We start from the raw sequence: 25370 nt of genomic DNA on the forward strand, positions 1-25370 counted from the left end.
ACACCTGAGATCTGCTTTTCTGTGGGAACTGGCTTGCCTGCGATGCAGGCACCTCGCTGTGTTGGGTACGCCGAGGTGCCTGCATCGCAGGCAAGCCAGCTCCCACCTTTGACCGAGTATGGCTTCGCTGTTGCTGTTGCTCCGGCCCTTACCCAGCCTGCGACCCCATGCCACTTGCGCAAAAAAATAAAAATTCGCACATCCGCCGACATAAAATTCTTTTTGTCATTTTCAGTGCTGTATCCTGCCAAGGCTTTTTGAGAGCGCGGAATCACCTGCGATTGATAAAACAGATCTTGCGAGGAGCGACGACGATGCACGAGATACCTAATCTCCCCTTCCCAAGCCTGCACCCAACTGAGCAGCCAACACCGCAGCAGGCCAGTGACAAACAGCCTGAAGCCAAAGAAGCAAAACCAGTCGACAGCAAACGCCAGGACTGACGCCGTACCAGACCGTGTGGAAAGCGCACTTCAAGCGCTTTCCACACTGCCTGAATCATCGAGACCCCCGCCATGACCGACACCCTCCCCGACACCCCCGACGCCGCAGTACTGGACGCTGCCTTGCAGATGATCGAAGTCTGGAACCGCCTCAGCGCCGACAAACAAACCCTGCTGCTCAAGCGTTTTGGCACCCAGGAAAACGCCTTGGCCGCCCTGGTGACCACGCAAATGCTGGCCCCGCCTCAAGCCTGATGTCTTTTTGAGCTGACGTTTTGCTTTTTACCGCCCTGCACAAGCCAAAGCATCGGTATCATTAGCAGCCTATCTTTACCTGCTGCGACGGTGGACCTCCCCCATGCCAGATACCCAGCGCCCCATGGCGGTCACGCTGCAAGTCGTTTCCATCGTGCTGTTTACCTTTATCGGCTACCTCAACATCGGTATTCCCCTGGCCGTATTGCCGGGCTATGTGCACAGCCAACTGGGCTACGGCGCAGTTATCGCGGGCTTGGTAATCAGCGTGCAATACCTGGCCACCCTGCTGAGCCGTCCGTATGCAGGCAAAATCATCGATAACCTGGGCAGCAAGCGCGCGGTGCTGATCGGCTTGGTCGGTTGCGGCCTGAGCGGCGTGTTCATGTTGCTGGCAGCGTGGTTTTCCAGCCTGCCGGGCATCAGCCTGATCAGCCTGCTGATTGGCCGACTGGTGCTGGGCAGCGCGGAAAGCCTGGTGGGCTCTGGTGCCATCGGCTGGGGCATCGGCCGAGTCGGCGCCGCCAACACGGCCAAGGTCATCTCGTGGAATGGCATCGCCAGCTACGGCGCGCTGGCCATCGGTGCGCCGCTGGGTGTGCTGCTGGTCAGCCACTTGGGGCTGTGGAGCATGGGCGTCAGCATCATCCTGCTGGCGGTGCTCGGCGTGCTGTTGGCCTGGAACAAGGAAGCCGCGCCAATTGTGGCCGGCGTGCGCCTGCCCTTCATGAATGTGCTGGGCCGCGTACTGCCACACGGCTGTGCCCTGGCGTTGGGTTCGATTGGTTTTGGCACCATCGCCACCTTTATCACCCTGTATTACACCACCCAGCATTGGGACAACGCGGTGTGGGCATTGAGCCTGTTCGGCGCCAGTTTTATCGGCGCGCGCCTGTTGTTCGGCAATTTGATCAACCGGATCGGCGGCTTTCGTGTGGCGATTGCCTGCCTGTCGGTAGAAGCCCTTGGCCTGTTGTTGCTATGGCTGGCACCCGACGCGCAATGGGCGCTGGCCGGTGCGGCGTTGAGCGGGTTTGGCTTTTCGCTGGTGTTTCCAGCACTGGGCGTAGAAGCCGTCAACCTGGTGCCGGCCTCCAGCCGTGGCGCGGCGGTGGGGGCTTATTCGCTGTTTATCGACTTGTCATTGGGTATCACCGGCCCACTGGCCGGGGCGGTGGCGGCAGGCTTCGGCTTTGCGTCGATATTCCTGTTTGCCGCCCTCGCGTCGGTCGGTGGTCTGCTGCTGAGTGTTTACCTGTACCGGCAAGCCCCCAAGGCCCGCGAGGCGAGAGGCGCCTAGAAGTCGACCTTGCCGCGCCCGGCCTTGATGCTGCCGCGCTTGGTCTTGGATTCCAGGCGACGCTTTTTCGAACCCAGGGTGGGTTTGGTCGGGCGGCGCTTTTTTTCGACCTTGGTGGCGCTGAGGATCAACTCCACCAGGCGCTCCAGCGCATCGGCACGGTTCTGTTCCTGAGTGCGGTATTGCTGAGCCTTGAGCACCAACACACCTTCACTGGTGATACGACTGTCACGCAGCGCCAGCAAACGCTCCTTATAGAACGCCGGCAACGATGAAGCCGGGATATCAAACCGCAGGTGCACCGCGCTCGACACCTTGTTGACGTTCTGCCCACCGGCGCCCTGGGCGCGAATGGCGGTCAACTCGATCTCGGCATCGGGCAAGTGCACGTTGTTGGAAATTACCAGCATCAATCAAAAACCTTAGGCAACGGGCCACAACAACATAAACAACAAGGACGCAGCAATATGAAAAGGCTATTCATCACTGTGCTCGGCACTTTATCACTCATTCAAACGCCACTGTCCGTCGCGGACACTGCCAACGGCAAAAACCTGTATTCACAGCGATGCGCCATGTGCCACGGCCCGGACCTCAAGGCCTCCGGGCCATTGGCCAGGAAAAGCAGCCCGCCCACGCCGGACCTCACAACGCCTGCTTTCAAAAAACGGCTGGCGGATTATCCGGGCGTTATTGTGTCTTCGGTGATCCTTCGCCCCAATGGCAACCTGATCCCAAAAACCCTGCAAGACAATGGCGTGAAGATTGCGCCGCATGCCTGGAGCGTCAAGGATTTTCGCGACTTGAACGCCTACATGAGTGGCGTTATTGCAAACAGCCGATGAATCTCATCGCAAAAAAATACCCCTCAATAGAGGGGTATTAATCGCCGATGGAGCGTCGCTTACTTCAGCGCTGCATTTGCCGTGGTCAATGCGGCTTCAGCACTGCGCTTGTTCTTGATCCAGTAACACACCGCCATGAACGCTACCCACACCGGGATTGCGTATACCGACACCTGAATCCCCGGAATCATCAGCATGATCACCAGGATAAACACCACGAACGCCAGGCAGATGTAATTGCCATACGGATACCACAGCGCCTTGAACAGCGGCACCTGGCCGGTGCGGTTCATGTGTTGGCGGAACTTGAAGTGCGAAAAGCTGATCATCGCCCAGTTGATTACCAGGGTGGCAACCACCAGCGACATCAACAACTCCAGCGCGTGTTGCGGGATGAAGTAGTTCATCAACACCGCCACCAGAGTGACCGCTGCCGAGGCGAGGATCGAGCGCACCGGCACGCCGCGCTTGTCGATTTTGGCCAATGCCTTGGGCGCATCACCCTGCTCAGCCATGCCCAGCAGCATGCGGCTGTTGCAGTAGGTGCCACTGTTGTACACCGACAATGCCGCCGTCAGCACCACGAAGTTGAGGATGTGCGCGGCGGTGTTGCTGCCCAGCATCGAGAACACCTGCACGAATGGGCTGCCGCTGTAGGCATCGCCGGACGCGTTAAGGGTCGCCAGCAGGCTGTCCCACGGCGTCAGCGACAACAGCACCACCAGGGCGCCGATGTAGAAAATCAGGATGCGGTAGATCACCTGATTGATCGCCTTGGGGATCACCGTACGTGGCTGATCGGCCTCGGCGGCGGTAAAACCGAGCATTTCCAGACCACCGAACGAGAACATGATGATCGCCATGGCCATCACCAAACCGCCGACGCCATGGGGGAAGAACCCACCGTGGTCCCACAGGTTGCTCACCGACGCTTGCGGACCGCCGCTGCCGCTGACCAGCAAATAGCTGCCCAGGGCAATCATGCCGACGATAGCCACGACTTTGATGATGGCGAACCAGAATTCGGCCTCACCGAAGACTTTGACGTTGGCCAGGTTGATCAGGTTGATCAATACGAAGAACGCCGCCGCCGAGACCCAGGTCGGGATCTCTGGCCACCAGTAGTGCACATACTTGCCGACCGCAGTCAGCTCCGACATGCCTACCAGGATGTACAAAATCCAGCAGTTCCAGCCCGACAGGAAGCCGGCGAAACCGCCCCAGTACTTATGGGCAAAGTGGCTGAAGGAACCGGCGACCGGCTCTTCGACGATCATTTCGCCGAGCTGGCGCATGATCATGAAGGCGATGAAGCCGCAGATGGCATAACCCAGGATCATCGAAGGGCCGGCGGATTTGAGCACGCCGGCCGAGCCCAGGAACAGGCCGGTGCCGATGGCGCCACCGAGGGCGATCAACTGGATATGCCGATTTTTCAGGCCGCGTTTCAGCTCGCCTGAAGAAGATTGGGGTCCACTCATGAAAAGGGTCTCACGCAAGGTTTGAGAATGTCGAATGCAGGTTGCTGCCTTGAATTACCGACTCAAGCAGCGCCGCTCAAACCCCAGCGCAGGCACCAGGAGTACAGCGTCTTTCTAACGGTCATGCGTCACCTGTTTGTTTTTATCTGTGACGAAATCGAACCCGTCCGACTCGTGGCCGCACGGAGTGATCAGGGTGGGTAAACCCTGAGGTCTTGGCCTTTTGCGTGGATACGCAAGGGGGTCACAGTAAAACGCGGCGCATTGTACACCGCTCGACAGCTTCAGCACGCCCCAACAGAGTGCACACACCAAACTGTAAGCTAATCCTTACAGCTGGACGGCACTCAGTAACACCCGGACAAACTCGTAAATTAAACGTTACACCCCGGAAAATCAGCGTTACAGGCAGACTTTTTCGTCAGCTAACGGAAAACTGTCAGTGGGAAGTTTTTGAAAAATCGGTTCAGCCAATTTGCTGTTTTTTCTGGATAAAAAAACACACTGAAAAAACAGAAGAAAAAATTCAAATGAGACCGTGTCAATAAATATTTTGCATTTCCAAACACTCTCTCCTAGGTTCTTTCACTTGCCAGCGAAGCCCGTTGGCAAGCCGTTCTCAAACAACGTCCTCTAGGAGAAATACCATGCAAGCACTGGAAAACGACCTGGAAACCGAACTGCAACTCGACGATTGGTTTGAAGCGCCGACCCATGAGGCCGCCGTTGAAATGATGCAAGCCGATGCCGTTGTGCCCTTTGGCACTGCGATGTGGCCTTTCTAACACCCGGCAGGCATCCGGCAGGTGCTGTGCACGGCACCTGCCCCCTTACCCAAGGCACAGAAGGATACCCGTCATGGACAAGGCCCGCGCCGTCGAACACTTCCTCTACTACCTCGCACACCACCCGGCACTCAACGGCCTGAGCCGCCCGACGGTGTTGCTGGGCCATACCGAGCGCTACGACGCCATCGCCGAAGCAATCACCCACAGCAGCGCCGCACGCTTCAACTTCCAATGCCAGCGCCTGGACCTCACGCCCAGCGACACCCTGGCCCACGCCATCGAAGCCTGCGACCTGTACCTGTTTCTGTATGACTCTTCGACCCTGCCCAACCCACGTGCCGAAGGCCCGGATTTTATTCGCGCCCTGCAAGGCGTGATGGCCGAACACTGGAAGAAATCCCTGCTGTTCAAGGATTATGGCGACTATTTCTACGACACCTTCAGCGTCGAGCCGCAGCGCATCGCCGACCTCAACGCTACGCTGATCCGGCGCATGTCCCAGGCCAACGTGCTGAGCTTTACCGACAAACACGGCTCCCGCCTTGAGGCGCCGCTGAGCAGCATCAAGAAGTGGACCAATATCAACGGGGTCGGCAACCACGACCTGGCACCAGGCGAAATCGCCACCCACAGCGAAGCCATCAATGGCCAGGTGCGGTTTGTTGGCACCTTCCTCAGCACCATCCCGTTTGCGCGTAAGTACTGCGTGCTGCAATCACCGCTGGAGCTGTGGATCGAGAACTCGACGGTTTGCAGCGTGGCCAGCGAGGTGCCAGGGCTGGCGGACGACTTCAATAAATACCTGAATGCCAACCCGTCCAACCGCCGTGTGGAGGAATTGGGGATTGGCACCAACGAGGGCGTGAAAGACTTGTATGCACGCAATGCCGGCTTCGAGGAGCGCCATTGCGGGTTACACCTGGGCTTGGGCGGCGGGCAAAAAGGCAGCCATCACTTGGATTTGATCTTTGCCAGCGGGGTGTTGGCGCTGGATGACAAGCCGGTGTTTGATGGCAGATTTGCGTTCTAAACACACCTCGTTGAAACAAAGCGGATCCCTGTGGGAGCTGGCTTGCCTGCGATAGCATCACTGCGGTTTGCCTGGTAAACCGAGGTGCCCGCATCGCAGGCAAGCCAGCTCCCACACTTGATTGGGTTACCAACTTTCAGAGCAAAAAAAAACGCCAACCCTAAGGTTGGCGTTTTTTTATACAGCGGTTAAATCACTGCGGCTTCTTGCGACCAAAACCCGGACGCTGACCGGAACCGGCCGGCGCGCCACGGCGCTTGCCCGACGGCTCGTCGGCGACCAGTTTCGGACCAGGGCGCTTGTTCGCCGCGGGCTTGGCTGGGCGCTTGGTGCTGGCGTTGTCCGCTGGGCGGTCCGCTTCACCACGGTTGCTACGGCCGCCGCTTGGCGCTTCACCACGGGCAGGACGCGGGGTGCGTGGCGCACGCTCGCCTTCCTGACGCGATGGCGCGGTTGGGCGACGCTCGCCTTCGATGTGCGGCTCACGGGAGATACGCCCACCGGTCGCCGGTGCATTCAGCGCAGGGCGCAAGGTGCGTGCAACACGCTCGGTACGCGCAACAGGGCGCGAAGATTTACGCTGCATACGCTCAAGCTTGTCTTTGCTCTTGGCGTTCATCTGCGGCATGGCCACCGGCGTCAGGCCGACTTCGGCACTGAGGATGTCGACTTCGTACTGGCTCATTTCGCGCCAGCGGCCCATCGGCAGGTCGGAGTTGAGGAACACCGGGCCGAAACGCACGCGCTTCAGGCGGCTGACCACCAGGCCCTGGGATTCCCACAGGCGACGTACTTCACGGTTACGGCCTTCCATCACCACGCAGTGGTACCAGTGGTTGAAACCTTCGCCACCGGGCGCCTGCTTGATGTCGGTGAACTTGGCCGGGCCGTCTTCCAGCACCACGCCAGCCTTCAGGCGTTCGATCATCTCGTCATCGACTTCGCCGCGTACACGTACAGCGTACTCACGGTCCATCTCGTAGGACGGGTGCATCAAGCGGTTGGCCAGCTCACCGTCGGTGGTGAACATCAGCAAGCCAGTGGTGTTGATGTCCAGGCGGCCGATGTTGATCCAGCGGCCTTCTTTGGGCTTGGGCATCTTGTCGAACACGGTCGGACGGCCTTCCGGGTCGTCACGGGTGCAGATCTCGCCGTCGGGCTTGTTGTACATGATCACGCGGCGCACCGATTCGGCGGCCTCTTCACGCTTGATGACTTTGCCATCAATGGTGATTGCATCGTGCAGGTCGACGCGCTGGCCGAGGGTAGCCTCGACGCCATTGACCTTGATGCGCTTCTGGGTGATCCAGGCTTCGACGTCGCGGCGTGAGCCCACGCCGATACGCGCCAGCACCTTTTGCAGTTTTTCGCCTGCTGGGCCGATTTCCTGGCTGTCGTTCTGGTCTTGGTCGTTCATCTTAAGCACCTCCCGGTGGGTCGATTCAGGCGTGGCCTGAAGAGTATTGAAAGCGGGGCTTTGGCCGAATAGATCGGCAAAGGGTCGCGAATCATACGCGCATGGCGCGGGTTTCGCATCACAGACTAGTCGATAAGGCCCAAGTCATTTGCTTTTCCGCCGACCGGTGGCGCCCAGGGCCAGCAGGCGCAGCTCGGCTTCGGCCAGAACGGTGCGTTTGTCGGTTTTGTCGAGCTTCTTCCAGGCGCGGATTTCGCGCTTGCTGCGGCCACAGCCGACGCAGATGTCATCGGCGAATTTGCAGATGCTGATGCAAGGGTCTTTGGTGGAACTCATTTGAATCCTCCCTGGAAGCTGGCTTTTCTGTGGGAGCTGGCTTGCCTGCGATGGCATCACCTCGGTACAACCGACAGACCGGGGCGCCCGCATCGCAGGCAAGCCAGCTCCCACAGGGTTTCCATGTGTCTGGCAGACCGGGTCAGTCCTCAAACTGGCGCCGTTCGGCTTCGATGGCTTCAGCCAGCGCCCGGGCTTCGTCTTCTTCATCGCTCAAAGGCGGCTGTTCAAGGGCGGCAACAGCGGCCAGGAGCTTTTCACGGGCTTCGGCCACGCCGAGGATGTCTTCTTCGGGTTCAGGCTCAGGTTCCGGTTCGACTTGCGGCTCACCCTCAACGTTCACCTGGGTTTCAGGCTCAGCCGCGCCATCACGCAGCAAGTCATCAAAGTCAGTCTTGATGCCCTGCTCCATATCATCCAGTTCAAGCAGCAAGGTATGGAAACTGGTTTCGTCCTTCGGCTCTTCCGGCTCGGCGGTGGCGTCGGCCAGCTCCTGCAAGCTGGCCGGCACCGGCGCGTCGTCGAAGTCGAGCACCGGCTCGGCTTCCATCTCGCGCAGTTCGGCAAGCGGCGGCAGGTCGTCGAGGTTTTTCAGGTTGAAGTGGTCGAGAAACACCTTGGTGGTGGCAAACATCGCCGGTTTGCCGGGCACGTCGCGGTAGCCGACGATGCGGATCCACTCGCGCTCCAGCAGTGTCTTGACGATATGGCTGTTGACCGCCACACCCCGCACATCCTCAATCTCGCCCCGCGTGATGGGCTGGCGGTAGGCAATCAGTGCCATGGTCTCCAGCATCGCGCGGGAATAACGCTGCGGGCGCTCTTCCCACAAGCGGCCGACCCACGGGGAAAATTTCTCACGGATCTGCAAGCGATAACCTGACGCCACTTCGCGCAGTTCAAAGGCGCGGCCGTCGCAGGACTTGCGCAGAATCTCCAGCGCCTTCTTGAACACCGGTGGTTCAGGGCGCTCGGCCTCTTCAAACAACTCGAACAAGCGTTCCAGGGATTGCGGTTTACCCGAGGCCAGGAGAAAGGCTTCCAGCAAGGGCGCCAGTTCGCGGGGTTCAGTCAGATTCATCGATTCAGCTCTTTATTCGGCTCGCGCCCGCACGTGGATAGCCGCAAAAGGCTCATTCTGGACCAGCTCGACCAAGGATTCCTTGACCAGTTCGAGGATGGCCATAAAGGTCACCACCACCCCCAGGCGCCCTTCCTCTTTGGTAAACAGCTCGACAAACGGCACAAAGCCGCCGCCCTTGAGGCGCTCCAGCACATCGCTCATTCGCTCGCGGGTCGACAGCGCTTCGCGGCTGACCTGGTGGCTTTCAAACATGTCACCCCGGCGCAGCACCTCGGCCATGGACATCAGCAATTCTTCCAGGCTCACATCCGGCAACAGCTTGCGCGCCCGGGCTTCCGGGGCATCGAGCTTGGGCACCACCACATCACGGCCCACGCGGCTCAAGCCGTCGATGCCTTCGGCGGCGGCCTTGAAGCGTTCATATTCTTGCAGACGGCGGATCAGCTCGGCCCGCGGGTCGTCTTCTTCGGCCTCAATGGTCTCGGAACGCGGCAACAGCATGCGCGACTTGATCTCGGCGAGCATGGCGGCCATCACCAGGTACTCGGCGGCCAATTCCAGGCGTACCGACTGCATCAACTCGACATACCCCATGTACTGGCGAGTGATTTCTGCCACCGGGATGTCGAGGATATTGATGTTCTGCTTGCGAATCAGGTACAGCAGCAAATCCAGCGGGCCTTCGAAGGCCTCAAGAAAGACCTCCAGCGCATCCGGCGGAATATACAGGTCCAGCGGCATTTCCATGACCGCCTGGCCATACACCATGGCAAATGGCAGTTCCTGCTGGGCGCCCGCCTGGGGATCAGCGGTTTCCACGGCCGACATTCAGGCCTCGACCATAAACGGCGTCGGGTCGCCGCAGCCCACGCGCACCACTTCCGGCTCGCCATCGGCCAGGTTGATCACAGTGGACGCCTTGTTGCCGCCGTAACCGCCGTCAATGATCAGATCGACGTGTTTTTCCAGCAGGCGGCGCATCTCGTAAGGGTCGTACAGCGGCTCTTCTTCACCGGGCAAAATCAGCGACACGCTCATCAACGGCTCACCCAGTTCTGCCAGCAACGCCAGGGCAATCGGGTGCTCGGGCACACGCAGGCCGATGGTGCGCTTTTTGGGGTGCAGCAACAGGCGCGGCACTTCGCGGGTGGCATTCAGAATAAAGGTGTACGGCCCCGGCGTGTGCGCCTTGAGCAGGCGGAAGGTGCCGGTGTCGACTTTGGCGAACAGCCCCAGTTGCGACAAGTCGCTGCAGATCAGCGCAAAGTTGTGGTTTTTGTCCAGGTCACGCAGGCGTCTGACCCGTTCAACTGCGCTCTTGTCGCCGATCTGGCAACCAATGGCGTAGGACGAATCCGTTGGGTAGATCACCACGCCACCGGCGCGAATGATCTCCACGGCCTGTTTAATCAGGCGCGCTTGAGGGTTTTCCGGATGAATCTGGAAGAATTGACTCACGTGTTCTACCTGTTCAGACGGTGGCAATAATGGGGTCATGCTTGAATCGCCCCCACAACAGCGGCAAGTCTTCCGGGACCTGGCGGTACTCGCCAATCTCGGACCAGCCGCCTGGGCCATGAAAATCACTGCCGGCGCTGACCAGCAGACCAAATTCGCGAGCAAGAATCGCCAGGCTGCCCACCTGCTCAGCGGGTTGATGCCCGTTGACCACTTCGATTGCGTGGCCGCCCGCTCCAATATAGTCGGCAATCAGCTTGCGGCGCTTGCTGCGGGTGAAATCGTAATGCCAGGGATGCGCCAGGCTCACCCAGGCTCCGGAGGCACGCAATGTGCCGACTGTATCTTCCAGCGTCGGCCAGTGTTGCTTCACATCACCCAACTTGCCGGCGCCCAGCCATTTGCGAAACGCTTCGGCGCGGTCCTTGACGAAACCTTCACGCACCATCCAGTCGGCAAAGTGCGGGCGGGCCGGTGCGTTGCCGCTGTCGCCCAGCTCTTGCTGGATGGCGCGGGCGCCGTCGAGCGCATTGGGCATGCCTTTAAGGCTGAGCTTGCGGCTTATTTCTTCGGACCTCAGCCAACGGCCATCGTGCAATTGGGCGATGGCCGCCACCAAAGGCGCGGCGTTTTGATCGAAGCCGTAGCCGAGCACATGAATGGTGGCGCCGCCCCAGGTACAGGACAATTCCACGCCGTTGACCAGTTGCATGCCCAAGGCATGCGCCGCCGTGCGGGCCTCGTCGAGGCCTTCGAGGGTGTCGTGGTCGGTCAACGACAAGACTCGCACGCCTTTTTCAAACGCACGCGCAACCAGTACCGCGGGCGCCAGGGCGCCATCGGAGGCCGTGCTGTGGCAGTGCAAATCAACATTCACGGGAGTGTGTAACCTCAAGTCAGCTGGCGCTTTCGCTACCAAGGATGTTTGTTATTATGCCGCCACATCCAGCTTCTGGCTCTTACTGTGAAACAATTCATCGACTTCATCCCGCTGTTGCTGTTTTTCATCGTTACCAAACTCGACCCCAGGGTCATCGATATCGCCGGTCATCCGCTCTCGTTCGGGGGCATCTACAGCGCCACCGCCGTACTGATCGTCAGTTCTATCGTAGTCTACGGCGCCATTTTCATTTCCCAGCGCAAACTGGAAAAAAGCCAATGGCTCACCCTGGTTGCCTGCCTGGTGTTCGGCGGCCTGACCCTGGCCTTTCACAGCGAAACCTTCCTTAAATGGAAAGCCCCGGTAGTGAACTGGCTGTTCGCGCTGGTGTTTATCGGCAGCCACTTCATTGGTGACCGCTTGTTGATCAAGCGCATCATGGGCCACGCGCTGACCCTGCCGGAGCCGGTATGGACGCGTTTGAACGTGGCCTGGATCGTGTTTTTCCTGTTCTGCGGCGCCGCCAACCTGTTCGTGGCCTTTACCTTCCAGGATTACTGGGTCGACTTCAAAGTCTTCGGTAGCCTGGGCATGACCGTATTGTTCCTGATCGGCCAAGGTATCTACCTGTCGCGCCATCTGCATGACACCGCCCCTACCACGCCGAAAACCGAGGACTGACATGCTCTACGCCATCATTGCCACCGACGTTGCCGATTCGCTGGAAAAACGCCTGAGCGTGCGCCCGGCGCACGTTGAGCGCCTGAAAACCCTGCAAGCCGAAGGTCGCCTGGTGATCGCAGGCCCGCACCCGGCCGTCGACAGCAATGACCCAGGCGCCGCCGGCTTCACCGGCAGCCTGATCATTGCCGAGTTCGCCTCGCTGGCCGACGCCCAGGCCTGGGCCAAAGCCGATCCCTACATTGCTGCGGGCGTCTACGCTGATGTGGTGGTCAAGCCGTTCAAGCAAGTCCTGCCTTAAAGCCCGGCTGCGCTGAACCTGATAGGTTCGGCGCGCTCTTAATTGCTCATTATTCTCGGTAACCTGCCGACAACGTTCTGAATATTCGTGTGGAATCAGGAGTTCCGATGCGCTTACGTCCGTTGTGTCTGTTGGCAGTGTTAATGATCGGGGCGAGCGCCCATGCGGAAGAAACCTCAAACACCGGCAGCTCCACGCCCTTGTCCCTGAGTGTCGGCAGCCAGATCACCGAGTTGCAGCAACGCTTGAAAGAAAGCGAACGGCTGCGTGAAGAACTGAGCAAACAACTGCAAAGTGCAGATACTGCTCGCGAAAGCGCCCAACTGAGTCGCTTGCGCCAGGAGAACCAACGCCTGGTCCAGCAACTCAAAGAGACACAAGGCGGCGCCTTGACCCGCTGGCTGACCGAGCAACAACAGTGGTTTGTCACGGGCGCGGCCGTCGCACTGATCGCCCTGCTGTGCGGGATCTTCGCCAGTGGTGGGCACCGTCGCCGTCGACAATGGCTAAATTGAGTGAGTCATGAGCGAGCTGTTACTGATAGATGATGACCAGGAGCTGTGTGAGCTGCTGACCAGTTGGTTGAGCCAGGAGGGTTTCCAGGTGCGCGCCTGCCACGATGGCGTGAGCGCGCGCAAAGCCCTGGCCGAAGCCGCTCCCGCCGCCGTCGTGCTTGACGTGATGCTGCCGGATGGCAGCGGCCTGGAGTTGCTCAAGCAATTGCGCAATGACCACCCGGAATTGCCGGTGGTGATGCTCTCGGCCCGTGGCGAACCGCTGGACCGTATCCTCGGCCTGGAACTGGGTGCCGACGATTACCTGGCCAAGCCCTGTGACCCGCGCGAGCTGACTGCGCGCCTGCGCGCCGTGCTGCGCCGCAGCCACCCGGCCGCCGTGTCGACGCAGATGGAACTGGGCGATTTGTGCTTCAGCCCGGTGCGCGGTGTGGTCAGCATCGACGAGCAGGAATTCACCCTCACCGTGTCCGAAAGCCGCCTGCTCGAAGCCTTGCTGCGCCAGCCCGGCGAGCCGCTGGACAAGCAGGAACTGGCGCAGATCGCCCTGGGCCGCAAGCTCACTCTGTACGACCGCAGCCTGGACATGCACGTGAGCAACCTGCGCAAAAAGATCGGCCCACACCCGGATGGTCGGCCACGGATCGTGGCGCTGCGCAGCCGCGGCTACTACTACAGCCTTTAAAGATCGTTTAAAGATCGTTCCCACGCTCCGCGTGGTAATGCCGCCGGGGACGCTCTGCGTCCCGCTGTGTACGCCGGTGACGCAGAGCGTCACGGTATGCATTCCCACGCAGAGCGTGGGAACGATCAATTGCCCAGTGGGAGCTGGCTTGCCTGCGATAGCGCAGGGTCAGCTTGCATCTATGTAGCTGACCCGCCGCATTCGCAGGCAAGCCAGCTCCCACACTTGATCGCATCAATCCGACAGTTTTGTCAGTTCACATCAAAACCCTCTTTACCCAAGCTTTACCCTCCCCTGACCGCCGCTGACCTTGCGCTGCGTAACCTACTCACATCCGGACTCACCGGAATAGAGACAGGAGAAACACCATGCGCAAGACCCTTATCGCTCTGATGTTCGCCGCTGCCCTGCCGACCGTTGCCATGGCCGCAATGCCAGAAGGCCCAGGCCCGATGGGCGGCCCAGAAGGCCACATGATGGGTGGCCCGGGCCACGGCGGTGAACACGGTCCGCGTGGCAAAGGCGGCCCCTTCAGCCAGCTGGACCTGACCAAGGAACAGCGCCAGCAAATCGGCAAATTGATGGGTGACCAATGGCACGCCCGCAAAGACCTGGTCAAAAAGTACCTGGACAAGCTGCCGGCTGCTGACCAGAAAGCCATGCAGGATGAAATCGCCGCCGGCAAACAGAAAACCCAGGCTGACATCCGTGCCGTGCTAAAACCCGATCAACAGAAGAAATTCGACGAGATCGTCAAGAAGCAAGCCGAGCGCCGCGCCGAGTGGAAGGAATTCCAGGCCTGGAAAGCGCAACAGCCGCAAAAAGCGCAATAATGCTCTAGCGTTACCTCCCCAGCCCAGTGGCTCACGCCGCTGGGCTTTTCCTGCTTGAGGGTTTCCTGTGCGTTCATTGTTCTGGCGCATCCTGGCCAGTTTCTGGCTGGCCATCGCCTTGGTTGCCGGGCTGTCGATCCTGCTTGGGCACATGCTCAACCAGGACGCCTGGATTCTCAGCCGCCATCCCGGCCTCAACAACCTGGCGCAAGAGTGGACGCAACTCTATGAAGCCCAGGGTGAGGACGCCGCCCAGGATTTGCTGCAACAACGCAAACGCCAGTACCACATCGACGTGCAGGTACTCAACGAAAGCGGCGACCCGGTGGTACGCGGCACGTTCCCACGTCGCGCCGCCGCCTTCGAAGCCCGCCAGAATGACAACCAGGACAGCCACTTGCCCTGGCGCCGCCTGACCGCCGAGTACACCAGTGAAAAAACCGGGGACACGTACCTGCTGATCTACCGCATCCCCAACCCGGAACTGGACGCCTGGCACCGCAGCAGCCTGCTGTGGCCGTTTAGCGCGCTGGCGATTGCCCTGGTGGTACTGACGTTGTTCAGCCTGCTGGTGACCTTGTCCATCACCCGCCCACTCAGCCGCCTGCGCGGTGCGGTGCATGACCTGGGCCAGACCACCTATCAGCAAAACAGCCTGGCGCAACTGGCCAACCGCCGCGATGAGTTCGGCGTGCTCGCCACCGACTTCAACCGCATGGGCGCGCGCCTGCAAAGCCTGATCGGCAGCCAGCGCCAGTTGCTGCGCGATGTGTCCCACGAACTGCGCTCACCGCTGGCCCGCCTGCGTATTGCCCTGGCCCTGGCCGAACGCGCCAGCCCGGAAGAACGCGAACGGCTGTGGCCGCGCCTGACCCGCGAGTGCGACCGCCTGGAAGCGCTGATCAGCGAGATTCTGGTGCTGGCCCGCGTGGATGCCGACAACGCCAGCGCCGAAGACGTCGACCTCACCCCACTGCTCAGGACCTTGCAAAAGGATGCCCAACTCAGTGCGCCGGAACAGATGGTGCAACTGAGCGCCGAGCCCGAGCTGCACCTCAAGGGCTGGCCGACCATGATCGAGCGCGCCGTGGACAACCTGCTGCGTAACGCCCAGCGCTTTAACCCCGTGGGCCAGCCGATCGAGCTAAGCGCCCGGCACCAGGGCGAGCGCATCCTGATCAGCGTGCGCGACCACGGCCCCGGCGTTGAAGCCGAACACCTGAGCCAGTTGGGCGAGCCGTTTTATCGCGCGCCCGGCCAGGCCGCACAAGGCCACGGGCTGGGCCTGGCGATTGCCCGTCGCGCCGCCGAACGCCATGGCGGCAGCCTGATCCTGGGCAATCACCCGGACGGCGGTTTTATCGCCAGCATCGACTTGCCGTTGGAGCCGGGAGTGGTCACAGCCGTGTGAGGATCTTCTATAGTGGCCCTTCTCTAACGGAGGGCCTTTGATGACTGACCTGCTGACATCCATCCAAGCCGCACTCGATCTACCGCAAACCCCGCTGACGTTTACCGAGGCCGGCGCCCTGCCCTCGACCTTTGCCGTAACCGAACTGGCCAGCGCCAGCCTCGGCGCTGCCGGCCAGGCGGTTGCTCAACTTATCCAGCAACAGACCGGACGCTTGCCCAGCGTAAGCGTGGACCGGCGCCTCGCTTCCTTCTGGTTCTCCTCCTCGATTCGCCCGGTGGGCTGGCAAGTACCGCCGCTGTGGGACCCGGTAGCCGGCGACTACGCCAGCGCCGACGGCTGGATCCGTTTGCATACCAATGCGCCCCACCACCGTGCCGCTGCCGAGCGCGTGCTGGGCAAGGTCAAGGACCGCGCCGAGATGGCCAGTAAAGTCGCGACCTGGAACGCCGCCGAACTGGAACAGGCGATCGTCGATGCCGGCGGTTGCGCGGCGCAGATGCGTACATGGCAGGCCTGGCAAACCCATCCGCAAGGGTTGGCGGTGAACGCCGAGGCATTGGTGCAGCGCCAGGCCTTCGACACCCCCTGCGACAAACCTTGGCTCGGCTCGGTGGCACGCCCACTGGCCGGCATCAAGGTGCTGGATTTGACCCGCGTGTTGGCCGGCCCCGTGGCCAGCCGTTTTCTCGCAGGTTTGGGCGCAGATGTACTGCGCATAGACTCGCCGACCTGGAACGAGCCCGGCGTAGTACCGGAAATGACCCTGGGCAAACGCTGCGCACGCCTGGACCTTAAAAGTGCTGAAGACCGCCAGGTGTTCGAAAGCTTGCTCAAGGACGCCGACATCCTGTTCCACGGCTACCGCGCCGACGCACTGGAGCAGTTGGGCTACACCGCCACTGAACTGCAAAACCTCGCCCCCGGCCTGATCGACGTGAGCCTCAACGCCTACGGCTGGAGCGGCCCGTGGCGTAACCGTCGCGGCTTCGACAGTTTGGTACAGATGAGCAGCGGGATTGCCGACGCTGGCATGGCGTGGAAACAGGCAGATAAACCGGTGCCGCTGCCGTTGCAGGCGCTGGATCATGCGACCGGGTATTTGATGGCGGCCAGTGCGATTCAAGCGTTGAGTGAGCGGCTGAAAACCGGGCGCGGTGGTTCGGCGCGGTTGTCATTGGCGCGCACGGCGAAGTTGCTGGTGGAGGCCGGGCACGTGCCGGAGCAGCCGGCGTTGCGGGCTGAAGAACCGGGCGATCAGGGCTTGGTGGTGGAGCAGACGGCGTGGGGCCAGGCGCATCGTTTGCTGGCGCCGGTGAGCATCAGTGGCACGCCGTTGCAGTGGGATTTGCCCGCCGGCGAATTGGGCTCACATCGGGCTCAGTGGTGACTTGAGATCGCTATCGCAGGCAAGCCAGCTCCCACATTGGATGTGTGAACACAGTCAAATGTGGGAGCTGGCTCTCACACATTGAACGTGTGGCCACAGTCAAATGTGGGAGCTGGCTCTCACACATTGAAAGTGTGGCCACAGTCAAATGTGGGAGCTGGCTTGCCTGCGATGAGGCCCTGACAGCCACCCTCAATCCACCCGACTCAACGACGTCCACAAATGCTGCGCCGCATACGCCCTTAAAGGCCGCCACGCCTCGGCACGCGCCAACAACTGCCGCGCCGACACCGGCCCGCCTTCCAGCGCCGCCAGCGCATTGATCAAACCAATATCCCCCGACGCAAACGCATCCGGCTCACGCAACTGACGCATGGCGATGTACTGCGCGGTCCAGTCGCCGATTCCCGGCAAGGCCACCAGCCGCGCCACGCCGTCCTTGAGGTTGGCCTTGGGTGCAAATAACTGCGGATCTTCCAGCAACGCCTGAGCCACACCTGACAAAGTACGGCCCCGCGCCTTGGGCATGCCCAAGGTCGCGAGGTCCGCCGCCGCCAAGACTTCGGCAACAGGAAACACATGGGTAATACCGGCATAGGGCGTTTGCAGCGGCTGGCCATACTGCGCCACCAATTTACCCGCCAGGCGAATGGCCGCGACCACCGTGATCTGCTGGCCCAGCACCGCACGAATCGCCAGTTCCAAACCGTCCCACGTCCCCGGTACACGCAGGCCAGGGCGCGCAGCCACCAGTTGTGCCATCAACGGGTCGGCGGCCAGCTGCGCATTGATCAACCCAGGCCGGGCGTCCAGATCGAACATGGCCCGCAGGCGCCGCTCGATCTCGGGCAGCGCCGCCGCGTCGGGGAACTCAACACCCACTTCCAGCCAATCGCCCGCACCCGGTGCCACGCTGATGCAGCCGTGCTGCCCGTTCACGCTGATGCTGCGCCGATACACGCCGGCCTCAACGGTCTCCAGCCCGGTGATCGCCCGCGCCGATAAAAAACCCAGCATTGCCGCCCAGTCATAGGGCGGCTGATACGCCAATCTCACAACGACAACACCCCGCTATACAGCCCATAAGCCGCCAGCCCCGCGCCCGCGATCACGCAGCTGAAAATGCCCTTTTCCATGTGCGTAAACAAGGGCTGGCCCTGCTCGCGCTTGGCCAGGGCAAACAGGATCACGCCGGGCGCATACAACAGCGCCGAGAGCAGCAGGTACTTCAAGCCGCCGGCGTACAGCAGCCAGACGGCATAGCCAAGAGCGATCAGGCCGACCAGCAAATCCTTATAGCGCTGGCGCTGGGCACCGGCATAGGTTTCACCGCGCCCGCTCAACAGCACCGCGTAGGCCGCCGACCACAGGTAGGGCACCAGGATCATCGACGAGGCCAGGTAAATCAGGGTGGTGTAAGTGCTGTGGGAAAACAGCGTGATCACCAGGAACACCTGGATCATCAGGTTGGTCAGCCACAGCGCGTTGACCGGCACCCGGTTGGGGTTTTCCTTTTTCAGGAAGGCCGGCATGGTCTTGTCATGGGCAGTGGCGTAGAGGATTTCCGCACACAGCAGCGCCCATGAGAGCAAGGCGCCGAGCAGTGACACGGCCAACCCGATGCTGATCGCCATCGCGCCCCACGGCCCGACGATATGTTCCAGCACACCCGCCAGTGAAGGGTTTTGCAATTGCGCCAGCTCCGGCTGGCTCATGATGCCCAGGGACAGCACATTCACCAGCACCAGCAGTGCCAGCACGCCGAGAAAGCCGATCACGGTGGCGCGGCCCACGTCCGAGCGCTTCTCGGCGCGCGCCGAATACACGCTGGCGCCCTCGATGCCGATAAACACGAACACGGTGACCAGCATCATGCTGCGCACCTGATCGACCACGCTGCCAAATTGCGGGTTGCCCAGGCCCCAGATATCACGGGTGAAAATATCCGCCTTGAACGCCACTGCGGCGATCACGATAAACATCAGCAACGGCACGATCTTCGCCACGGTGGTGATCTGGTTGATGAACGCCGCCTCCTTGATGCCGCGCAGCACCAGAAAATGCACGGCCCACAGCAGCAGTGAGGCGCAGCCGATGGCGACCGGCGTATTGCCCTGGCCGAACACCGGAAAAAAGTAGCCGAGGGTGCTGAACAGCAACACGAAATAACCGACGTTGCCCATCCACGCACTGATCCAATAACCCCAGGCCGACGAAAACCCCATGTAGTCACCGAACCCGGCCTTGGCATAGGCGTACACGCCGGAATCCAGTTCGGGTTTGCGATTGGCCAGGGTCTGGAACACAAACGCCAGGGTGAGCATGCCGACGGCGGTGATGGCCCAGCCGATCAGCACGGCGCCCACTTCGGCGCGTGCGGCCATGTTCTGCGGCAAAGAGAAAATCCCGCCGCCGATCATCGACCCCACCACCAGGGCAATCAACGCGCTGAGACGTAGTTTCTCGGCCGGTTGGGACATGCAAACTCCTGAAATAAAATAGTTTGAGAGAACAAACGCGCACTCAACTAATTAAATCAGCGAGTGCAGCGTTTATTAAAGACAGCGATAAAACCGTCACGCTCATAACGCAACGGCATGACAGTTTATAAAGTTTAAGCTTATTTAGATTTTAAATAGAGCAGGCACTTGGCCAGTTTTTGCAGACTTAACCCGTTAATTGAGAAAAGTTTGCACATTCGACAAAGCGGGCTAGGGTCAAACGTCCACACCTCGGACTAAATGCTTGATCAAAACGCAGGAGCCGCTCTGGAAAGCGCCTTTGCGGGGCAAACTATTGCCCCGGGATCTTACCCCTAAGTCATTAATTCACAATGGAATGTGCCAATGACGTGATCTAAGTCAGCTGTTTGATCAGCGCACAGAATTATTCTGTGCTCTCTCTTCTCCTGCATTGGAGTCATGCAATGTCTGACACTCCCGGAAAACTTCGACTCGGCGCCCTGGTTGCGCTGGTCGTGGGCTCAATGATTGGCGGCGGGATCTTCTCACTGCCGCAAAACATGGCCGCCAGCGCCGATGTCGGCGCGGTGTTGATCGGCTGGGTCATTACCGCCATCGGCATGCTCACCCTGGCTTTCGTGTTCCAGACCCTGGCCAACCGCAAACCTGACCTCGACGGCGGCGTGTACGCCTACGCCAAGGCCGGCTTCGGCGACTACATGGGCTTCTCATCGGCGTGGGGTTACTGGATCAGCGCCTGGCTGGGTAACGTCGGTTACTTCGTGTTGCTGTTCAGCACCCTCGGTTACTTCTTCCCGATCTTTGGCGAAGGCAACACACCCGCTGCGGTGATTGGCGCCTCGGTGCTGCTGTGGGCCGTGCACTTTCTGGTACTGCGCGGCATCAAGGAAGCGGCGTTCATCAACCTGGTGACCACCGTCGCCAAAGTGGTGCCGCTGGTGCTGTTCGTGTTGATCGCTGTGTTCGCGTTCAAGCTGGACATTTTCACCGCCGACATCTGGGGCGTGAAAAACCCCGACCTGGGCAGCGTGATGAACCAGGTGCGCAACATGATGCTGGTCACCGTGTGGGTGTTTATCGGCATCGAAGGCGCGAGCATCTTCTCGTCCCGTGCGGAAAAACGCAGCGACGTCGGCAAGGCCACCGTAATCGGTTTTATCACCGTGCTGCTGTTTTTGATGCTGGTGAACGTGCTGTCCCTGGGCATCATGACCCAACCGGAACTGGCCAAACTGCAGAACCCTTCGATGGCTGCCGTGCTGGAGCATGTGGTGGGCCACTGGGGCGCGGTGTTGATCAGCGTCGGCTTGATCATCTCGCTGTTGGGTGCGCTGCTGTCGTGGGTGCTGCTGTGTGCGGAGATCATGTTCGCCGCCGCCAAGGACCACACCATGCCGGAGTTCCTGCGTAAGGAAAACGCCAACCACGTGCCGGTCAATGCCCTGTGGCTGACCAATGCGATGGTCCAGGTTTTCCTGGTCATCACGCTGTTTTCGGCCAGCACTTACCTGTCGCTGATCTACCTCGCCACCTCGATGATCCTGGTGCCTTACCTGTGGTCGGCGGCCTATGCACTGCTGCTGGCGGTGCGCGGCGAGACCTACGAAAACGCCCTGCGCGAGCGCAAGAAAGACCTGTTCATCGGCGCCATCGCGTTGATCTACGCGGTGTGGCTGCTCTACGCCGGTGGCACCAAGTACCTGCTGCTCTCCGCCCTGCTGTATGCCCCCGGCGTGATCCTGTTCGCCAAGGCCAAGCATGAACTGGGCAAACCGATTTTCACCAACGTCGAGAAGCTGATTTTCGCCGCGGTAGTCATTGGCGCCCTGGTGGCTGCTTATGGCCTCTACGCCGGCTTCCTGACTCTGTAACTTTTGTTCACTGGAGGATCTGTAATGACCACGGAAAAAGTGAAGTACGGCGTACATTCCGAAGCCGGCAAACTGCGTAAAGTCATGGTGTGCTCCCCAGGTTTGGCCCACCAGCGGCTGACCCCCAACAACTGCGATGAACTGCTGTTCGATGACGTGTTGTGGGTGGCCCAGGCCAAGCGCGACCACTTCGACTTCGTAACCAAGATGCGCGAGCGGGACATTGATGTGCTGGAAATGCACAACCTGCTGACCGATATCGTCGCCATCCCCGAAGCGTTGGACTGGATTCTGGAGCGCAAGATCACCGCCAATACGGTGGGCCTGGGCCTGGTCGATGAAGTCGGCTCATGGCTGCGCAGCCTGGAGCCGCGCAAAATCAGCGAGTTCCTGATTGGCGGCGTGTCGGCCGATGACCTGCCGAGCAGCTTCGGCGGCCGGACCATCGAGATGTTCCGCGACTTCCTCGGCCACTCAAGCTTCATCCTGCCGCCGCTGCCCAACACTCAGTTCACCCGCGACACCACCTGCTGGATCTACGGCGGTGTGACGCTCAACCCGATGTACTGGCCGGCGCGACGTCAGGAAACCCTGCTGGCCAGCGCCATCTATAAATTCCACCCCGAGTTCACCAACGCCGACTTCCAGATCTGGTACGGCGACCCCGACCAGGAACACGGGGCCGCCACACTGGAAGGCGGCGACGTGATGCCGATTGGCAATGGCGTGGTGTTGATCGGCATGGGCGAGCGTTCTTCGCACCAGGCGATTGGCCAACTGGCGCGCAACCTGTTCAAAAACAAAGCCGTGGAACGCGTGATCGTTGCCGGCCTGCCGAAGTCCCGCGCGGCGATGCACCTGGATACGGTGTTCAGCTTCTGCGACCGCGACCTGGTGACGATCTTCCCCGAAGTGGTCAACCAGATCGTGCCCTTCACCCTGCGCCCGGATGAAAGCAAACCACACGGCATCGACATCCAGCGGGAGAAAACCAACTTCCTCGAAACCGTGGCTGCAGCCCTCAACCTCAAGACGCTGCGAGTGGTCGAGACCGGCGGCAACAGCTTCGCCGCCGAACGCGAGCAATGGGATGACGGCAACAACGTGGTGGCCGTGGAGCCCGGCGTGGTGATCGGCTACGACCGCAACACCTACACCAACACCTTGCTACGCAAGGCCGGTGTGGAAGTCATCACCATCAGCGCCGGTGAACTCGGCCGAGGCCGTGGCGGCGGCCACTGCATGACCTGCCCGATCATCCGCGACCCCATCGACTATTGATTTTTTGGCCCTGGCCGCTGCTTATCCAGGAGCGGCCAGGGGGATAACCGAAACCTAAGGAGATCCATCATGGCTTTTAATATGCGCAACCGCAGCCTGCTCTCGCTGATGCACCACACTACCCGCGAGCTGAACTACCTGCTGGACCTGTCCCGCGACCTCAAACGCGCCAAGTACACCGGCACCGAGCGTCCGCACCTGCAAGGCAAAAACATCGCGCTGATCTTCGAAAAAACCTCGACTCGCACCCGTTGCGCGTTCGAAGTGGCGGCCCATGACCAGGGCGCCCACGTCACCTACATTGACCCGGTGTCGTCGCAGATCGGCCACAAAGAAAGCATGAAAGACACCGCCCGCGTCCTGGGCCGCATGTTCGATGCCATCGAGTACCGTGGCTTTGAACAGGAAATCGTCGAAGAGCTGGCCAAGTTCGCCGGTGTGCCGGTATTCAACGGCCTCACCGCCGAATTCCACCCGACCCAAATGATCGCCGACACCCTGACCATGCGCGAGCACAGCGACAAGCCGCTGCATGACATCAGCTACGCGTACCTGGGCGACGCGCGCTACAACATGGGCAATTCGTTGCTGATGATCGGCGCCAAACTGGGCATGGACGTGCGCATCGGCGCGCCGAAAGCCCTGTGGCCACACGAAGATTTCATCAAGCAGTGCCAGGTGTTTGCCGAGGAAAGCGGCGCACGCATCACCATCACCGAAGACCCGAAAGAAGCCGTCAAAGGCGTCGACTTCATCCACACCGATATCTGGGTGTCGATGGGTGAGCCGGTGGAAGCGTGGGACGAGCGTATCGAGCAACTGCTGCCGTACCAGGTCAACGCCAAGATGATGAAAGCCTCGGGCAACCCACGCGTGAAGTTCATGCACTGCCTGCCGGCGTTCCATAACAGTGAGACCAAGGTGGGCAAGGACATCGCCGCGCGCTATCCGAACCTGGCCAATGGTGTGGAAGTGACTGAGGAAGTGTTCGAGTCGCCAGCCAACATCGCGTTTGAGCAGGCGGAAAACCGCATGCATACCATCAAGGCAATTCTGGTGTCGGCGCTGGCGGATATCTAACCCCACTCTGATCGTTCCCACGCTCTGCGTGGGAATGCAGCCAGTGACGCTCTGCGTCACAAGAGCGGACGCAGAGCGTCCAGTGAGGCATTCCCACGCAGAGCGTGGGAACGATCCTTCTAAAAGGAATGCATTATGCGCATCGTCGTAGCCCTGGGCGGTAACGCCCTGCTCCGCCGTGGTGAACCCATGACGGCGGACAACCAACGCGCCAATATCCGTATCGCCACCGAACAGATCGCCAAAATCCACCCCGGCAACGAATTGGTGATCGCCCACGGCAATGGCCCGCAAGTCGGCCTGCTGTCGTTGCAGGCAGTGGCTTACACCCAGGTTTCGCCGTACCCACTGGACGTGCTCGGCGCCGAGACCGAAGGCATGATCGGCTACATCATCGAACAGGAGTTGGGCAACCTGCTGGACTTCGAGGTGCCGTTCGCCACCTTGCTCACCCAAGTGGAAGTCGACGCCAAAGACCCGGCCTTCCAGAACCCGACCAAGCCCATCGGCCCGGTGTACTCCAAGGCCGAAGCCGAGAAACTTGCCGCCGAAAAAGGCTGGGCCATCGCGCCCGATGGCGATAAATACCGTCGTGTGGTGGCCAGCCCACGCCCGAAACGCATCTTTGAAATCCGCCCGATCAAGTGGCTGCTGGAAAAAAGCGCAATTGTGATTTGCGCCGGTGGCGGCGGCATCCCGACCATGTATGGCGAAGACGGCACGCTGCGCGGCATTGAAGCGGTGATCGACAAAGACCTGTGCTCATCCTTGCTGGCATCACAACTGGACGCGGATTTGCTGGTGATTGCCACCGACGTCAATTCGGCTTTTATCGACTTCGGCAAGCCGACCCAAAAGGCCATCGGCCAGGCCCATCCCGACGACATGGAGAAGCTCGGCTTCGCCGCCGGCTCCATGGGGCCGAAGGTACAAGCGGCCTGCGAGTTCGCCCGCCAGACTGGCAAAACTGCCGTCATCGGTTCACTCTCGGATATCGAAGCCATCGTCCAGGGCAGCGCCGGCACGCGTATCAGCACGGCAAAACCTGGCATCACCTACCTGTGAAGTAGAGGAGAAACGCCTATGGCCACCTTTGAACCCGGTCACCTGCACATCGAACGTCACGCGCTCAACAAGGATGACTACAGCTACAACCTGTGCATCGACTACGAGGTCAGCCAGGATCCAAAGGAAGGCAAGGGAATGCTCTTCAAGCTGCACGGCTCGGTGCAGGGCAAGGACCTCAAGGAGGAATTCTTTTTACCCAAGGATCAGGCCTTCGACTTTGCCCGGCATGCGATGAACATCGCGCAGAAATATGGAATGCCGAAGGTTGCGACGCTTAACGGCTCGATGCACAAGCAGTACGACTTGATGTTTGAAGATGTAAGGCATCAGTTGGATGTGAAATCCGGCGATCCGGTCAAACCGGAACACCTGGAGTAACAACACCGTAAGTCCAATGTGGGAGCTGGCTTGTGTGGGAGCTGGCTTGCCTGCGATGCGGTCACCTCGGTGTATC

At 60.4% G+C, this 25370-nt stretch carries 27 protein-coding genes and 1 pseudogene; 17 read left to right on the forward strand and 11 right to left on the reverse strand.

The window, feature by feature from the left end; all coding sequences use genetic code 11:
• Positions 1–320: pseudogene (locus tag HBO23_RS33685) on the reverse strand (hypothetical protein); the annotation flags it as partial.
• A 195-nt stretch (positions 321–515) separates the two neighbouring features.
• Here HBO23_RS33685 and HBO23_RS22870 point away from each other — a divergent pair.
• Together HBO23_RS22870 and HBO23_RS22875 are read left to right on the forward strand one after the other, a co-directional pair.
• Complete coding sequence (locus HBO23_RS22870) at positions 516–698, forward strand: hypothetical protein (protein ID WP_170039869.1); 183 nt, start codon at positions 516–518, stop codon at positions 696–698.
• 103 nt (positions 699–801) lie between these two features.
• The gene (locus HBO23_RS22875; RefSeq protein WP_099549416.1) at positions 802–1998 is read left to right on the forward strand and encodes an MFS transporter; all 1197 of its coding nucleotides are present in this window, start codon (positions 802–804) and stop codon (positions 1996–1998) included.
• Here the strand turns inward: HBO23_RS22875 and arfB are convergent.
• Positions 1995–2408, reverse strand: coding sequence for an alternative ribosome rescue aminoacyl-tRNA hydrolase ArfB (gene arfB / locus HBO23_RS22880; protein WP_017139168.1), 414 nt, complete (start codon positions 2406–2408; stop codon positions 1995–1997). The two genes, HBO23_RS22875 and arfB, sit on opposite strands and share 4 nt — an antisense overlap.
• Positions 2409–2465: 57 nt before the next feature.
• Here arfB and HBO23_RS22885 point away from each other — a divergent pair, with 57 nt between their 5' ends.
• Complete coding sequence (locus HBO23_RS22885) at positions 2466–2843, forward strand: cytochrome c (RefSeq protein ID WP_099549415.1); 378 nt, start codon at positions 2466–2468, stop codon at positions 2841–2843.
• Between the two features lie 59 nt (positions 2844–2902).
• Here HBO23_RS22885 and HBO23_RS22890 read toward each other — a convergent pair whose 3' ends face one another.
• Entirely contained in the window at positions 2903–4324 is a 1422-nt protein-coding gene (locus HBO23_RS22890; RefSeq protein ID WP_017139166.1) for an amino acid permease, read from the reverse strand.
• Positions 4325–4971: 647 nt separating this feature from the next.
• On the opposite strand from HBO23_RS22890, the gene HBO23_RS22895 reads away from it, so the two are divergent.
• A complete protein-coding gene (locus HBO23_RS22895) occupies positions 4972–5109 on the forward strand; it encodes a hypothetical protein (protein ID WP_003175756.1) in 138 nt (45 codons plus the stop codon).
• 73 nt (positions 5110–5182) lie between these two features.
• Complete coding sequence (locus HBO23_RS22900; protein ID WP_170039871.1) at positions 5183–6142, forward strand: leucyl aminopeptidase; 960 nt, start codon at positions 5183–5185, stop codon at positions 6140–6142.
• 193 nt (positions 6143–6335) lie between these two features.
• On the opposite strand, the gene rluB is transcribed toward HBO23_RS22900, so the two are convergent.
• From rluB to HBO23_RS22930, 6 genes are all read right to left on the reverse strand, one after another.
• Positions 6336–7559 carry a 23S rRNA pseudouridine(2605) synthase RluB gene (gene rluB / locus HBO23_RS22905; protein WP_017139164.1) on the reverse strand — a complete coding sequence of 408 codons (1224 nt, stop codon included), beginning with the start codon at positions 7557–7559 and terminating at the stop codon, positions 6336–6338.
• A 144-nt stretch (positions 7560–7703) separates the two neighbouring features.
• The gene (locus HBO23_RS22910) at positions 7704–7895 is read right to left on the reverse strand and encodes a DUF1289 domain-containing protein (protein ID WP_138454185.1); all 192 of its coding nucleotides are present in this window, start codon (positions 7893–7895) and stop codon (positions 7704–7706) included.
• A 142-nt stretch (positions 7896–8037) separates the two neighbouring features.
• Positions 8038–8976, reverse strand: coding sequence for an SMC-Scp complex subunit ScpB (gene scpB, locus HBO23_RS22915; RefSeq protein WP_170039873.1), 939 nt, complete (start codon positions 8974–8976; stop codon positions 8038–8040).
• 12 nt (positions 8977–8988) lie between these two features.
• Positions 8989–9687, reverse strand: a complete 699-nt coding sequence (locus HBO23_RS22920) for a ScpA family protein (RefSeq protein WP_169875663.1) — start codon at positions 9685–9687, stop codon at positions 8989–8991.
• A 120-nt stretch (positions 9688–9807) separates the two neighbouring features.
• Positions 9808–10437, reverse strand: a complete 630-nt coding sequence (locus HBO23_RS22925; RefSeq protein ID WP_017139161.1) for an L-threonylcarbamoyladenylate synthase — start codon at positions 10435–10437, stop codon at positions 9808–9810.
• 13 nt (positions 10438–10450) lie between these two features.
• On the reverse strand, positions 10451–11314 hold the full coding sequence (locus tag HBO23_RS22930; RefSeq protein ID WP_099549411.1) for a PHP domain-containing protein: 864 nt from the start codon (positions 11312–11314) through the stop codon (positions 10451–10453).
• Positions 11315–11401: 87 nt separating this feature from the next.
• Between HBO23_RS22930 and HBO23_RS22935 the strand changes: the two genes are divergently transcribed.
• The 7 genes from HBO23_RS22935 to HBO23_RS22965 all read left to right on the forward strand — a co-directional run bounded on the left by HBO23_RS22935 (position 11402) and on the right by HBO23_RS22965 (position 17133).
• Positions 11402–11998, forward strand: a complete 597-nt coding sequence (locus HBO23_RS22935) for a septation protein A (protein WP_099549410.1) — start codon at positions 11402–11404, stop codon at positions 11996–11998.
• Position 11999: 1 nt separating this feature from the next.
• Positions 12000–12299 carry a YciI family protein gene (locus HBO23_RS22940; RefSeq protein ID WP_099486469.1) on the forward strand — a complete coding sequence of 100 codons (300 nt, stop codon included), beginning with the start codon at positions 12000–12002 and terminating at the stop codon, positions 12297–12299.
• Between the two features lie 107 nt (positions 12300–12406).
• Complete coding sequence (locus HBO23_RS22945; protein ID WP_099549409.1) at positions 12407–12814, forward strand: translation initiation factor 2; 408 nt, start codon at positions 12407–12409, stop codon at positions 12812–12814.
• 7 nt (positions 12815–12821) lie between these two features.
• Entirely contained in the window at positions 12822–13499 is a 678-nt protein-coding gene (locus tag HBO23_RS22950) for a response regulator transcription factor (protein ID WP_017139157.1), read from the forward strand.
• A 368-nt stretch (positions 13500–13867) separates the two neighbouring features.
• Complete coding sequence (locus HBO23_RS22955; protein WP_017139156.1) at positions 13868–14332, forward strand: LTXXQ domain-containing protein; 465 nt, start codon at positions 13868–13870, stop codon at positions 14330–14332.
• 67 nt (positions 14333–14399) lie between these two features.
• The gene (locus tag HBO23_RS22960; protein ID WP_017139155.1) at positions 14400–15743 is read left to right on the forward strand and encodes a HAMP domain-containing sensor histidine kinase; all 1344 of its coding nucleotides are present in this window, start codon (positions 14400–14402) and stop codon (positions 15741–15743) included.
• A gap of 40 nt (positions 15744–15783) precedes the next feature.
• Positions 15784–17133: a CoA transferase gene (locus HBO23_RS22965; protein ID WP_170039875.1), complete on the forward strand. Its 1350-nt coding sequence runs from the start codon at positions 15784–15786 to the stop codon at positions 17131–17133.
• 192 nt (positions 17134–17325) lie between these two features.
• Here HBO23_RS22965 and HBO23_RS22970 read toward each other — a convergent pair whose 3' ends face one another.
• Both HBO23_RS22970 and arcD (HBO23_RS22975) read right to left on the reverse strand, forming a co-directional pair.
• Positions 17326–18189, reverse strand: coding sequence for a DNA-3-methyladenine glycosylase (locus HBO23_RS22970; protein ID WP_170039877.1), 864 nt, complete (start codon positions 18187–18189; stop codon positions 17326–17328).
• Entirely contained in the window at positions 18186–19613 is a 1428-nt protein-coding gene (arcD, locus tag HBO23_RS22975) for an arginine-ornithine antiporter (RefSeq protein WP_170039879.1), read from the reverse strand. The genes HBO23_RS22970 and arcD (HBO23_RS22975) overlap by 4 nt, the downstream gene beginning before the upstream one ends.
• Before the next feature lie 446 nt (positions 19614–20059).
• Between arcD (HBO23_RS22975) and arcD (HBO23_RS22980) the strand changes: the two genes are divergently transcribed.
• The 5 genes from arcD (HBO23_RS22980) to HBO23_RS23005 all read left to right on the forward strand — a co-directional run bounded on the left by arcD (HBO23_RS22980) (position 20060) and on the right by HBO23_RS23005 (position 25294).
• Positions 20060–21487, forward strand: coding sequence for an arginine-ornithine antiporter (gene arcD, locus HBO23_RS22980; RefSeq protein WP_017139152.1), 1428 nt, complete (start codon positions 20060–20062; stop codon positions 21485–21487).
• A 24-nt stretch (positions 21488–21511) separates the two neighbouring features.
• Entirely contained in the window at positions 21512–22768 is a 1257-nt protein-coding gene (gene arcA / locus HBO23_RS22985; RefSeq protein WP_017139151.1) for an arginine deiminase, read from the forward strand.
• Positions 22769–22837: 69 nt separating this feature from the next.
• Positions 22838–23848 (forward strand): ornithine carbamoyltransferase, encoded by a 1011-nt coding sequence (locus HBO23_RS22990; protein WP_170039881.1) that lies wholly within the window; start codon positions 22838–22840, stop codon positions 23846–23848.
• Between the two features lie 135 nt (positions 23849–23983).
• Positions 23984–24913 (forward strand): carbamate kinase, encoded by a 930-nt coding sequence (arcC, locus tag HBO23_RS23000; protein WP_170039883.1) that lies wholly within the window; start codon positions 23984–23986, stop codon positions 24911–24913.
• An 18-nt stretch (positions 24914–24931) separates the two neighbouring features.
• Positions 24932–25294, forward strand: coding sequence for a DUF5064 family protein (locus HBO23_RS23005; protein WP_169985134.1), 363 nt, complete (start codon positions 24932–24934; stop codon positions 25292–25294).
• Positions 25295–25370 lie beyond the last annotated feature (76 nt).

The organism is Pseudomonas sp. WS 5532, from assembly GCF_012985445.1.
GTDB classification, from domain to species: domain Bacteria; phylum Pseudomonadota; class Gammaproteobacteria; order Pseudomonadales; family Pseudomonadaceae; genus Aquipseudomonas; species Aquipseudomonas edaphica.